Raw genomic sequence first — 12,669 nt, forward strand, 5'->3', positions numbered from 1 at the left:
GCGTAGCTCTTCGATGAAACGTTGCCGAGAACAAGCACAGGCTTGGTCAAGGCAATGCCTTCTTTTCATCGACGGAGTACGACCATGAAGTCCAAAATTTTAGCGGCTAAAAAAACCGCTCTAGCCGTTGCGCTCGCAACCGGCTTTATCACCACTATCACTACCGCCCCTGCTCAGGCCGGTATCCCCGTCATCGACGGCGGCAACCTGACCCAGAACATCATGACTGCCATCGAGTCTGTTGCGCAGACGCTCAAGCAGATCGAGCAGTACCAGACCCAGTTGCAGCAGTACGAAAACCAGCTACAGAACACGATGGCCCCGGCCGCGTATATCTGGGATCAGGCGCAAACCACAATGGACCGACTTATCGCGGCGCAAAACACCCTGGCGTACTACCAGAACCAGCTTGGCAGTCTCGATAGCTACCTGGGCAAGTTCCAGGACGTGGCCTATTACCGTGGCTCGCCGTGCTTCAACGGTTCGGGTGGCTGCACGCCGGCCGAAAAGGCAGCGATGGAAGAAAACCGCCGCCTAGCCAGTGAAAGCCAGAAGGTGGCCAATGATGCTCTGTTCAAGACGCTGGAAAACCAAGAGAAAGCCCTGCGTAACGATGCCCGTAACTTGGAACGGTTGCAGGGTGCCGCTCAGGGCGCACAAGGCCAGTTACAGGCCATCGGCTACGCCAATCAACTTGCCAGCCAGCAGGCTAACCAGCTCTTGCAGATTCGTAGCCTTCTCATGGCTCAGCAAACGGCTGTAGGGGCCAAGATGCAAGCTGACGCGGATCGAAAAGCGATAGAGCAGGCTGCGCATGAGCAGCTTTATAAGGGCTTACAAGAGCCGGTGAACCGTTCCAGAAGCAAGGAGTACTAACCATGGAAAAAATTATGATTGCCCTTGCCTTGTTTTCTTCGGCCTTGGTCACTGGTTGCGGAGATTCGACTGATCGAGATTTGAACACCCGAACGTCGGAAGAGCAACGGGCGGCAGATGAGCTTTATAAAGGTTTGAAAGCGCCCGTTGACCGTTCCAGAAGTAAGGAGTACTAGCCATGAAATCTGTACTCATGCGCTTTGGCTTTGGATCGGCGTTGGTGTTGCTTTCTCAATCCGCTTTCGCAGCTATCGAAAAGGGTGGTGTTCTGAATGAAGTGTCAGACCGATTCTTAACGGCTAGTTCGACCTGGGCTGGCACAATTACGCAATATGCGTCCTGGTTGTTCTGGACTCTGGTTGTAATTTCGATGGTCTGGACGTTCGGCATGATGGCCTTGCGTAAGGCCGACATTGGCGAGTTCTTTGCGGAGTTTGTCCGCTTCACGATATTCACCGGCTTTTTCTGGTGGCTGCTCATCAACGGCCCCAACTTCGCTATGGATATTGTCAATTCGTTGAGAACTATTGCCGCAGAAGCATCTGGACTGCCGAGAGCATTGGGACCGTCCACGCCCATTGATATTGCCTTCGATATTCTGGCGAAAGCGGCGAAGTCTTACAGCGTTACTAGCCCTATCGACAATCTATCAATTTTCCTGACTACTCTGGCCATTCTGGCGTGCATGGCGGTGGTGGCGGCTAACGTGTTGCTGGCGCTCATTACTGCCTGGGTGTTGGCCTATGCTGGGGTTTTTGTCCTTGGCTTTGGCGGAGCGCGTTGGACTTCAGATATTGCCTTGAACTATTTCAGAAGCGTAATGGGCATTGCCCTCAAGCTGATGACTATTACTCTGCTGGTCGGTGTCGCTGTGTCCATCATTGATGGTTACCACGCTGATCTAGCCAATAAAGCCTCAATGGACGAGCTGCTGGTTATTTTTGTTGTATCGCTTGTTCTGGTGATCCTGGTGAACAGCATACCGAACGTTATTGCGGGCTTGATTCCTGGCGGCGGTGCGGCTGCGAGTACCGGTAGTTCTTTCGGTGCTGGTGCCATTGTGGGTGCGGGTATGGCGGCGGCTGGCATGGCCACCGGCGGCGCGGCTTTGGCGGCCAAGGCAACTATGGGTGCCGCATCAGGAGCAATGGGCGGCGCATCCGCTATCCAGGCAGCATTCCAGAAAGCCTCAGCAAGTATGGGAGCCGGCGGAGATATGCCCAGCATGGGGTCTGTGGCCAGCAGTGGTGGCGGCGGTGAAGCGGGTACTGCTGGTAGTAGCCCATTTTCCCAAGCGGCTGGCTTGGGTGATAGCGGCAGCAGCTCAAGCGGTGGCGGTTTTGCCAGGGCCGCGAAGCTGGCCGCAGGCACGGCCTCCGAATTGGCCAAGGGTGTTGGCTCTCAAGTGAAGCAGGGATTCCAGGAGCGAGTGAGCCAGACCACCGGCGCAAAATTGGCTGCTTCGATACGCGAAAGCATGGAGCCGAAAGAAGCAAGCCAATCTGGCCAGTTCGAGGGAAATAGCTTGGGTGGCGATTCTGGCCCCGATAGTGACGAAGTCAGGAGTTAGCACGATGACAACATCAACATATATGGCCGCACTGGCAGCCTTGGACGGAACGCCAAGGGAAGAAGTAAGCCAGGTATTTGTTTCGCCGCTGGGCGATCAATCGACCGAGGTCGATGCAGAGGCAGAAACAGCCGCATTTTTATCACGGCCAAACCTTATGAGAGAGATTGAAACTAAGCCGGTAAGCACCGAGGCCAAGTTTGGCGGTAATCAGTGGTCAGCATTCGCGGAGGCGGCTGGGCTGTACCTGTAGGCGCACCGGGCTGGCCACAACCAGCCCGGCACTTTCAATCAACACCTATCAGAGAGGTGAATCATGACAACACAACATACTATCGAATCTGGGCATGTCGTGCATCAGGCGGCATCTATTCTGGCTTCCTTGGAGTACATCAACCAAGCGGAAGCGCGGAGCCTTGGGCCATTGGCCGAAGCTGTCGCTAACGCTTTCATGGTGGTGTACTACCAGGCCGAAACGGGCCGGGCGACCAGGGCAGATTTTCAGGAGGCTATAAAAGCCCTGCGTCAAGCATGTGGCTAATGATGTTTTGAGTAAATGCGCAAATGTAGAAAGGCGGCCACTGGCCGCCTTTCTACTTCTCATCATTGGGCCATTCTTGGCCTACTGGTGGAGCATCGACCCATTCCCGTTCTTCGGGCGGTAGCGGGTAATCCCCGAAGGTTTCGGCCTCAGCTAGGAGCTTATTTAACGTGTAGCGAGTCTTTGATATTGCTGGTTCTTTTTGTGCCGGTGTTGTAGGTTTTTCACTTATTCTGTATCTCGTCATGATGCTCACCGTCTGTTGTTGTATGTAACAATGATGCTTTGCTTGGAGTTAACCGATGAACTCGCATGATTCTACTTTCTTTGATGATGATGGTCCAAGCGCCGACTTGCCCACTTTTATTTCCACTACGAATGCGCATGAACTGTATGGCCTGAGGGAGGGGGAAACTGTGGTGGAGGCCATAGCCCGATATAAGGGTGAGAGAAGCGAACGAGTGGCAGTAAAACAAGAGGATTTTTAGGCTATAGCACTTTTGGTATTGTTGGTGAAGTCTTGATTCGTTCAATAAGTTAAATTTAGTTTTATGATGTATAAATACTAATAGTAATAAATTTAATTAACTAGCGTGGGGAGACGTGTGTGCTTACGGTTCAGATAAGAAATTGCAACAGCATTGAAAGTGCTGAGATTAAAATCACCAAGGGAACACTCAATATAAAATATGGGCCTAATGGATTGGGTAAAAGCTCTATAGCAAAAGCAATTCAGGCAACTGTGAGCAATGACGGATCACTTCAAGGATTGAAGCCATTTAAGTATCGTGCAGTTGAAGGAGAGTTTGATCCTTCTGTCGCAGGAGTCGAAGATATAAATTCGGTTTTGGTTTTTGATGATACCTATGTATCGCAATTTGCATTTCAGCGTGATGAAGTTCTCAAAAATAGTTTTGATATTTTCATAAAAACGGATGATTTTCTTGCTGCTATGCAAGAGATAGAGGTACTCTTTCAAGGGATCAAAGCAACTTTCGATGATAACGAAGACTTGAGCACTGCTATCTCGGACCTGAAAGAACTTCGTGATGCATTTGGAGTTACAAAAACAGGTGCGCTTTCTAAGGCAAGTAAGGGCTACAAAGCATTTGGTCTCGGGAATAAGATTGCTAATATTCCAGATCATTTAAAGCCGTTTGAAGAGTTCATTAGAAGTGAGCAACCAGCGACGTGGATAGCTTGGCAGTCTAAAGGTAATTCTTTCTTGGAGTTGTCGGATAATTGCCCGTATTGTTCTTCTAGTTTCCAGGAAACTGACAAGAAAGAAATCGCGCAATCTGTTGCTAAGGAGTACGACTCAAAGTCTGTGGAACATTTGAGTACATTACAGACTATCATCGAAAGATTGGGGAAATACTTTAATGATGCTTGCCGTGAAAGCTTAGAAGAAATTACAAAGTCGAAGGTTGAGCTTTCATTGGAGGAAACCAACTTCCTGAGTGCCCTTAGGGGAGATGTTGAAACGCTGATTGCAAAACTTGAAGGGTTGCGCTCTATCTCGTTTTTCTCGCTTCGAGACGTTGAGAAGGTTGAGGACGAAATTGGTAAGCTGAGAATTGATCTTAGTCTTCTTGAGAGGCTCAATTCGGAGGGTACTAAAACTGTTGTTGATCCCGTAAATACCAAGCTTGCGGAGTTGGCAGAGAAAGTTGGAGAGCTTAAAGGGAAGATCAATAAGCACAAAAAGCTCATCGAGAGAACTGTCGGCGAAAATCAGGACGGTATCAATGGTTTTCTCAAGTCAGCCGGTTATAAATACAGTGTAGTTATCAAGTCAGAAGCCGACTCCTACAAGATGAAGCTTGTGCACCATGATCATGAGGAACATATTGAGACGGCAACGCAGCATTTAAGTTATGGAGAAAGGAATGCCTTCGCTCTGATACTGTTCATGTACCAGGTGCTGAGAGAGAAGCCTGGGTTAGCTGTTTTGGATGATCCTGTTTCAAGCTTTGATAAGACTAAAAAATTCGCTATTTTGAATGAGTTGTTTAGAGGTAAGGCCAGCCTTCGCGACACAACTGTCCTCATGCTAACACATGATATTGAGCCTGCAATAGATGTTATACGTGGCGTAAAAAAATTGTTTCAGCAGCCTAAACCAACAGCATATTTTCTAGCGTCGAAAGCGGGTGTGGTTTCTGAGGTTGAGATTAAAGCGGAAAATATTCAAACATTTGCACAGATATGTGTTGATAACATTCGAGATAATGAGGATGAGGTTATTAAATGCATATATCTGAGAAGGCATTTTGAAATAATCAATGATCTCGGAATGGAATATAACTATTTGGCTAACCTTTTGCATGCTAGGGATATTCCAATTCTAAAATCTGATACGGGGGATATCGAGATGGATGGTCAACAGATTATGGATGCCGAATTAGGTATCAAGAAGCTTATTCCAACTTTTGATTACACGGCGGTGCTTGCTGTGATTAAAGATAAGGCAGAGATGAAGCGTCGCTTCATGGAAGCTACGGTAGGGTATGAAAAAATCCAGCTTTTCCGTATTTTTAAGGAGATGCACGGTTCCGCCAATGATGAACAGGATAGCATTCTTCAAAAGTTCGTGAATGAGTCATTCCATATTGAGAATGAGTATGTAATGCAGCTAAATCCTCATAAGTTTGACAATGTGCCAGAGTATGTCGTTATGGAATGCGACAGGGTTATTCAGGCGTCCTAAATCTGCCACCGGATTTTGTATCTTTTGGCATGGTATTAATCATGGTATTTGGTTTGTTTGTCTCCGTATGTTATTGAAAATATTGATGTCATCTTGATTAAACATCATAGAGTGGGATTTACGCTCGTCTAAATTAACATCGCGAAATTGCATATATCGTCGTGATGGGGTGCCCTCGATACGCTTGAGGTTGGGGTGCGGCTGGCTTATTGTCAGGATGTCAACTGCTCGCTTTTCTTTTTCTACGTTTATGGCCGCTATGCACGAAATCAATCTGCGAGATATGTATACCGACGTGCACGACTCGTTCGGTTAGGGCGCCTGGGGATGCGTTAGTCCCGTTGCAGGGCCTCAAGCCCTGCATGTAACGCACTGACTTCGCCATGCTTCAAACCGAAAAGTACATCCAGTAGTGGGAATGTGCTTCTGTAAAAACCAATCCGCTCCCGCATCGCATTAATTCCAAGGTAAGAGCTTCCCATCATCGTGAGAAAATCATCTCCCAAACCAGCTGCCAGGCTCGCGAGGTCGTAGGCGGGATCGCCGATTGAGCAACCGCCGAAGTCGATGATGCCCGAGACCTCGCCTTTATCGACGAGGATGTTTCCCGTGCCGAAGTCGCCGTGGATGACTGCTTTTGGGAGGTGTTTGCCGTAATTAGCGATAAACTGCTCGAACTTGGTACGCACCTCCATGGCAGTGTCGCGTGGCAGCAGTGGCAAGACCTTGCTGTCTACTTCGGCAAGAAGCTCAGACCACTCGGACAAGGGATCATCTGGCTCGTCAGCGGGATCGAGTACGTTGACAGGCAAAGCATGCAAAGCTAGAAGGAAGGCCCCAAGCTTGTCTGCTAGTTGTTGAAGCGCTGGGCCGCTTACTCTTGCTAGATTGAGCAAAGCCGTGCCGGGTAATTTTTTGTGCACCGCCATTACATTGTCCGAAGCAAGCATCATCAAGGTGATGTTTGGTATAGGCAGCGGGAGGCGGTCTTCAAGCGCCGCTAGTACTTTCTTTTCTCGCTTAAGGTCGCGGCTTGCGTCATCGTGCCTGGGAACTCGAATGATTAGCTCACCGGTGTCGAGCACGAGATTGTTCTGTCCGCCTTCGAGTACGACGGCCGATAGAATTTCCGGACGCCTGAGAGCGGTTGCTATTTCACTGAGGTTTGCATGAAGGTCAAAGTTCATCATTTCTATCAGGGTGTTTTAGCGTTACCTTGCCTTACAGGACTTATCAGCCATAGCTTTGACGACCAGGGATGTTAAAATGGTGCGGCGCGCTGTAGGGCCATTGCTCCAGCCAGTAGCTCTTTATAAGAAACCGCGGATAGCGGAATTAATCATCCTGTTTTTTGCAATGAAACACGTAATAAAGAGCTTCCGATGACTTGCAGATTTTATCTTAGGTTTAACTGATTTTGAGGTGAGTTAGCTATTTTTTCGCTCCTCGTTCCCAAGCATAGGCTTCGTTGTCGATGCTTGCGATTTCACACGCACAGCTAATGCTTAGGTTTAACCATTTTTTGCTGACAACTCTATGTCTTATTTAACCTTCGATACAAGTAGCTTGGATGATATTTCAGGACAGGTGGATGAGACGCTGAAGGTGCTAGAGCAGCATTTAGGTACATCTATTTGTGCCATCCATTTGTTTGGTTCTGCAGTAGATGGCGGGTTAAAGCCATTGAGCGATATAGATTTGTTGGTCACTATCAATGCCCCTTTAACAGAATCAACCAAAGCAGCGGTGATGTCTACGTTGTTGTCAGTGTCGGCTTATCCTGGTGCAGATGCGGTGTATCGGGCGCTTGAAGTAACTGTCTTACTCTACGACGATGTGGTGCCTTGGAAATACCCGACTATGCGGCAAATGCAATTCGGAGAATGGTTGCGTGAAGAAATAAGTGCGGGTGTTTTTGAACCAGCAATGGTCGATAACGATCTAGCTATTCTCTTGACGAAGGTGCGCCAACATAGCATTGCTCTTTACGGACCTGCAGCACAAGATTTTTTTGACGAAGTGCCTGTTATCGATTTACACAATTCACTCTTGGAAACCTTAACACTCTGGGCGACAGAGGCAGATTGGGAAGGTGATGAAAGAAACATAATTCTCGCCCTAGTGCGTATTTGGTATACAGCAGTAACTGGCGATATTGCTTCGAAAGAGGCCGCTGCGAATTGGGCTCTGCAACGTCTGCCGTCTCAACACCATAATATTGTTGCTGCCGCCAGAGATGACTATTTAGGGCTAGTTGCGATCGATGTGGCAGCCTATCCACAAGAGCGGGCAGAACTTTTAGACTATATTCGGGCTAGTGTGACTCGGAAATTAGTCAGCTCGAGTCAGGCAAAGCTGTTAGTGTGATAACTATCCCAGCGTGCCGCCTATTTGTTTAATCAGGGTTAACATTCGGTCGCTACGGGGTGGTGTACGGCGTGCGGAACAAGCTTGTTAGAGATTGAAGTCAAATGCTTCTGTTTTCGATTTATAATGAAAAGCTAACGTGACCGTGTAGTGGCAGTGCAAAATCCCTTGTGCCACCTGAGTCTAGAAACAAGATTGTGATATCACCTGCGAGTAAAGCAATGGACAGTAGCGAAAAAATTTATTCGGGTAAAACCAAAGACCTATACCTTTTGCCGAACGCAAATATACTTCTTGTTTTCAAGGATGATGTAACGGGAACAGATGGGGTGATTGACCCAGGTGCGAATACTGTTATTGGTCAGGTAGCGGGTAAGGGGCGTAAGTCTCTGGCTATGACCGATTATTTCTTTAAGCGTTTACACGCAGCTCAGATTAGTACTCATTTGGTGAACGTTGACCTTGAGCAGGGCACAATGGAAGTGCGCCGTGCTGAGCCGTTGGGCAAGGATATTAGCGGTGCCGGTGGCCTTGAGTTCGTGTGCCGTACTAGGCCTTGGGGCAGTTTTAGCCGTCGTTACCAGCAATATATTCGCGATCCTCAGCAATCGCTGGACTACTTGGTAGAAATTACGGTTAAAGATGACGAACGCGGTGATCCCCTTATTAACGATGATACGATCGTAGCTCTTGGCTTGGTTAGTCCAACCCACTTAGCAGAAGCGAAGGATATTACGCGTCGTGTCTGCCGTATTGTAGAGGCAGATTTGAGCAGCAAGGGCCTAATGCTGATTGATATGAAAATTGAAATCGGTCTGGTCGAAGGCAAGGTCGTGGTCATTGACGAAATCTCGGCCGATGCCATGCGTGTTATGGATGACGCTGGCAATGTACTAGAGCACAGCATGGTGCACGAAACGTTAATTGGCTAAGTTATTAAAAGCTGAAGCATGTTTCACTTGAATAGCGTCGTGTGAGGCGCTATTTTTTTGTATTGAAGTATAAGCATAATTAGCTTAAAAACGCTTAGCTTCCCTAGGTTGTAAAAAGATCAAGTAGAAGGTGGTGCTAGTTATTTGAGTGGGCGCGTCCACGGTCTTGCCGTCATGTTGAGTACTGCAGGAGAAAAACAAATGAGTTCCTCGCACAACACTGCAGTACAACCCGCCAATAACGTAATCTTTCATGATCCGGCTTTGGCGCCTGTCCGTGGGGCGTCCGACTGGCTTTTCGATTGCGCCGACAAATTGTTGCGTTTCCCCGTCGATCAGGCCATCTCGCTTATCTTGTCTGCCATGGGTGAAACCGCTGCTGTAGACCGGGCTTGGATGATTGAGTATCGTCCAGACTTGTTGCGGTTTCGTAATACCCATGAGTGGTGTCGAGGCAAGACAACTCCCTACGTTAAAGAGTTGCAGGAAGTACCCACGACGCTGATCGCTTGGCTGCACCGATATATGGTTAAAGAAAAAGCCGTCGCGATCTACAATATTCATGAGCTACCGCGCTCGGCACGCGCGATCCAGATTGAGTTTATTCGGCAAGGAGACAAAAGCGTCTTAAGTGTGCCGGTTTTTTGTGATGACCAGCTCTACGGCATTATTGGTTTTGATACCACGGTGAGCTATCGCGAGTGGGCCAGTGCGGAAGTTGACGCCTTGTTTCAATGTGCCAGGTTGATCGGCTATGCCAAGTACGGCAACGGACGGGGAGCCCATCGGGCTGTCTTGTATGAGGGGCAGTCCCCTACGCTGTATTTAAGCATGAAGGGCGTGGTGCAAGGCATTCAGCCGGAAGCTATTTTGGGTGTGCGTTCGGCGGGCAATTATACGGAGATCTGGCTAGCCAACGGATCTATGGTGCTGGACTCCCGTTCGTTAGGGATGTGGGTCACGCTATTGCCTCAAAAGACATTTTTTCGAATTCATCGCACTGCGGTGATTAATGCTTTGCATGTGGTCGAGGTTGATCGTAGTGATAGGGATCGCTGGTTGATTCGTATGCGCGACATGAATCGCACCTGGCCGGTTTCACGCTCTTATCGCAAGCTGTTGCGTGAACGTATGGGCATTTAGGCAATATTCCTGCACTCAACACCTCTTCCTATTTTCAGTTGGTTTCCCGCTAGGTTTGTGCTTTTGCTTCAGCCCTGTTGAGCTCAAGACAGCCTTTGAAAGTGCGCTAGGCGGCAATTCATCCAACCGGCGTGTTGATTCATCCCGCTATGCTAGCGGATCTTTTTGGTTTTGGTATCGTCAGGCTTAATTCCTATCGTCGATATCATCAAAGAGGTCCTGTATGCTGGCTACCCGTATTTTATTACATGCTTCTACTATTACCATTACGGTAGCTTGTGTCCTCGGTATCCACTCTGCCCGGGCTGACGACTTAGCGCTGACTGAAGCGGTGACCATGGCAGGAATGCAGCTGTTTCTGGACTCAGGCGCGCCAGGCATCGTGATCGGCGCGGTACGCGGTGATGACATGGTCATTCAAGGTTATGGTGAAACGGCACCGGGCAGTGGTATCGAGCCCAATGAACGTTCTATCTTTCGATTGGCTTCCGTATCCAAGGTCTTTGCCGGCGATGTATTGGCCTCACTGGCAGCCAAAGGCAAGTTGAGTTTGAACGATCCTTTGTCTACCTATGCGCCAACCAATGCCCGTGTACAAAGTAATGGCCGGCCCATCACCTTGTTGGATCTGGCTACACACTCTGCAGCGCTTCCCCGCGAATTGCCAAATCCGGATGCTCCTCCTTCAGACAACCCCTTCTCTGTTTTTGATCGCGCCTATTATTGGCATTGGATGGGTAGCAATAAGCCTGCCTATATCCCGGGCACGAGCACACTGTATTCCAACTTGGGTTATGGCCTGCTTGGGGACGCCTTAGCCAAAGCTGGCGGCAGTAATTACAACACTGTCTTTACCAACGAGATAGCGATACCCCTAGGCTTGAAAGATACCGGCAATGAGTTGAACGACGACCAGAAAAAACGTCTGATGACGGGTTTGGATCCATTTAATAATCCAGATCCAAATGCGATGGTCCCCGAGGTGATGTACGCCAGTGCAGGCTTGTACTCCACAGGTGAGGATATGGTGCGTTGGATGAAATGGCACCTTGATGGCGCCCGTCAACAGCGCGGTGATACTTTGCTTGCCCATCAGATGTGGCTGCCTTATGACGGGTTGACGTCTGTCGTGGGTACGGAGGTTTCTGATGCCGATGGAATGGGCTTAGGTTGGGTGGTGAGCTTGCCACGCGACGGCGCTCCCTTACTGCTGGGCAAGAGTGGTGGTCTGGGTGGTTTTATGACCTACGTGGTGCTTTCGCCTAGTCGGGATCTAGGTATCTTTGTGGTTGCTAATCGGGTGAGTTTTGCTATGTTTAACGGCCTTCATAGTCGAGTGCGTGAATTAGCGGCAGAATTGGCACGGTAAGCGGTTGTGATGCTTAGAAGAGGGTTGGGCCTGTCGATGGTGGCTCTATCTATGAGCGTCAGTGCGCAGGAGGATGGGGACCTGTTCAAAACCCAGATATTCCTCACCCCTTATAGCCAGATGGGGAACTGGCAACAAAGCACTCCGAGGATCAGTGGTCGCGTACTGGCGATGACCGGCTATACACGCTACTTGGGTGTTCGTGACGGTTATGCTCAGATTCCTCGCTCGTCGTGGATGAGTACACAGCCCTCGATAGAAGGTGCCTTTGTAGTGCAATTAACCGAGCAGCTATCCATACGCACCAAGGCGGGCATTGATTCATCGAGCAATGAAACGCGTAATAACTCCTTTTCCGATCTAGGGGGAGATATGGATAATCTTTTCCTAGCCTATACCGCAGACCGATACGCTTTATATGGTGGAAAAATAGACGTTGGTTACGGAGATGCCTGGCATCTCATCGATGGCGTGTATTCTGGCTTTACAGAAGGAGTGCATTACCGCGGAGCAGTCGGGTTTGGGGCACGCCGAACATTCGGCAGCCCTGGAGCCCCTACACACTCAGTGGCCGCCGTATTGTTCAAACGGGATGGAGGTGGCCTAGGAAAACGCTTGAGTTTCGATGGTGGCCTGCTAAGGGCGCAAGGCAGCCCCTCCTTTAGTGACCGGTTCAAATCTGTCGTGCTTTCCTACGACGTCCGCGGGCAGGGCAGCCTAGAAGGCCTACAAGCAGGGCTAGATGCGGGACGCTTGGAGGCACAGCCCGGGTTCGGTAAGAACACCAGTTTGGTATCGTTGCGCGTGCGCTATCAGGCGGCACTGCGCAATCGCTGGAATGCAGCTTGGTACAGCGAAGCCACCTATGCCACAGCTTTTCAAGGTTTAGCAGTTTCAAACGGTCACGGCGTGAGCTCGATTTCTCTGTCGCGTGATCGTTGGCAATGGGTGTTGACGGGGGCTCTACGAAAGGTGGCAGATAGACACGAGACACTGGCGCGTTATGGTCTTCATGGCGGTTGGGACTGGGGTATATCGGGCGCCGTTACCTATGTAACCGAATCGGGTTTTATTGTACAGGCCGGACTGGTACGTCAGCGTGATCAGGCGTTGGTCGTTAATCAAGGCGTTGTTCGTCTGGCCTATCAACTGGAGTTATAA

The 12,669-nt window shown here is 49.4% G+C and carries 13 protein-coding genes; 12 read left to right on the plus strand and 1 reads right to left on the minus strand.

All coding sequences use genetic code 11. From position 1 onward, the window contains the following. Positions 1 to 84: 84 nt before the first annotated feature. The 7 genes from trbJ to OSH01_RS14040 all read left to right on the plus strand — a co-directional run bounded on the left by trbJ (position 85) and on the right by OSH01_RS14040 (position 5,697). Positions 85 to 876 (plus strand): P-type conjugative transfer protein TrbJ, encoded by a 792-nt coding sequence (gene trbJ, locus OSH01_RS14010; RefSeq protein WP_266124748.1) that lies wholly within the window; start codon positions 85 to 87, stop codon positions 874 to 876. Positions 877 to 890: 14 nt separating this feature from the next. Continuing rightward, positions 891 to 1,052 carry a hypothetical protein gene (locus OSH01_RS14015; RefSeq protein WP_266124749.1) on the plus strand — a complete coding sequence of 54 codons (162 nt, stop codon included), beginning with the start codon at positions 891 to 893 and terminating at the stop codon, positions 1,050 to 1,052. 17 nt (positions 1,053 to 1,069) lie between these two features. Then, positions 1,070 to 2,446, plus strand: a complete 1,377-nt coding sequence (gene trbL, locus OSH01_RS14020; protein ID WP_266124900.1) for a P-type conjugative transfer protein TrbL — start codon at positions 1,070 to 1,072, stop codon at positions 2,444 to 2,446. Positions 2,447 to 2,450: 4 nt separating this feature from the next. Beyond that, on the plus strand, positions 2,451 to 2,699 hold the full coding sequence (locus OSH01_RS14025) for a hypothetical protein (RefSeq protein WP_266124750.1): 249 nt from the start codon (positions 2,451 to 2,453) through the stop codon (positions 2,697 to 2,699). A 63-nt stretch (positions 2,700 to 2,762) separates the two neighbouring features. Continuing rightward, a complete protein-coding gene (locus OSH01_RS14030) occupies positions 2,763 to 2,987 on the plus strand; it encodes a type I toxin-antitoxin system ptaRNA1 family toxin (RefSeq protein WP_221078998.1) in 225 nt (74 codons plus the stop codon). Positions 2,988 to 3,289: 302 nt separating this feature from the next. Then, complete coding sequence (locus tag OSH01_RS14035) at positions 3,290 to 3,475, plus strand: hypothetical protein (RefSeq protein ID WP_266124751.1); 186 nt, start codon at positions 3,290 to 3,292, stop codon at positions 3,473 to 3,475. Positions 3,476 to 3,594: 119 nt separating this feature from the next. Next, positions 3,595 to 5,697, plus strand: coding sequence for an AAA family ATPase (locus OSH01_RS14040; RefSeq protein ID WP_266124752.1), 2,103 nt, complete (start codon positions 3,595 to 3,597; stop codon positions 5,695 to 5,697). Positions 5,698 to 6,029: 332 nt separating this feature from the next. Here OSH01_RS14040 and OSH01_RS14045 read toward each other — a convergent pair whose 3' ends face one another. Then, positions 6,030 to 6,887 carry an aminoglycoside phosphotransferase family protein gene (locus OSH01_RS14045; RefSeq protein WP_266124753.1) on the minus strand — a complete coding sequence of 286 codons (858 nt, stop codon included), beginning with the start codon at positions 6,885 to 6,887 and terminating at the stop codon, positions 6,030 to 6,032. Between the two features lie 346 nt (positions 6,888 to 7,233). Here OSH01_RS14045 and OSH01_RS14050 point away from each other — a divergent pair, with 346 nt between their 5' ends. The 5 genes from OSH01_RS14050 to OSH01_RS14070 all read left to right on the plus strand — a co-directional run bounded on the left by OSH01_RS14050 (position 7,234) and on the right by OSH01_RS14070 (position 12,669). Continuing rightward, on the plus strand, positions 7,234 to 8,064 hold the full coding sequence (locus OSH01_RS14050) for an AadA family aminoglycoside 3''-O-nucleotidyltransferase (protein WP_266124754.1): 831 nt from the start codon (positions 7,234 to 7,236) through the stop codon (positions 8,062 to 8,064). 221 nt (positions 8,065 to 8,285) lie between these two features. Then, complete coding sequence (locus OSH01_RS14055) at positions 8,286 to 8,996, plus strand: phosphoribosylaminoimidazolesuccinocarboxamide synthase (protein WP_266124755.1); 711 nt, start codon at positions 8,286 to 8,288, stop codon at positions 8,994 to 8,996. A gap of 201 nt (positions 8,997 to 9,197) precedes the next feature. After that, positions 9,198 to 10,139 carry a GAF domain-containing DNA-binding protein gene (locus OSH01_RS14060; protein WP_266124756.1) on the plus strand — a complete coding sequence of 314 codons (942 nt, stop codon included), beginning with the start codon at positions 9,198 to 9,200 and terminating at the stop codon, positions 10,137 to 10,139. Between the two features lie 223 nt (positions 10,140 to 10,362). Next, a complete protein-coding gene (gene ampH / locus OSH01_RS14065) occupies positions 10,363 to 11,508 on the plus strand; it encodes a D-alanyl-D-alanine-carboxypeptidase/endopeptidase AmpH (RefSeq protein WP_266124757.1) in 1,146 nt (381 codons plus the stop codon). A gap of 36 nt (positions 11,509 to 11,544) precedes the next feature. Continuing rightward, positions 11,545 to 12,669: a hypothetical protein gene (locus OSH01_RS14070; RefSeq protein WP_266124758.1), complete on the plus strand. Its 1,125-nt coding sequence runs from the start codon at positions 11,545 to 11,547 to the stop codon at positions 12,667 to 12,669.

This window comes from Alcaligenes endophyticus, assembly GCF_026344035.1.
GTDB classification, from domain to species: Bacteria; Pseudomonadota; Gammaproteobacteria; order Burkholderiales; family Burkholderiaceae_B; genus Alcaligenes; species Alcaligenes endophyticus.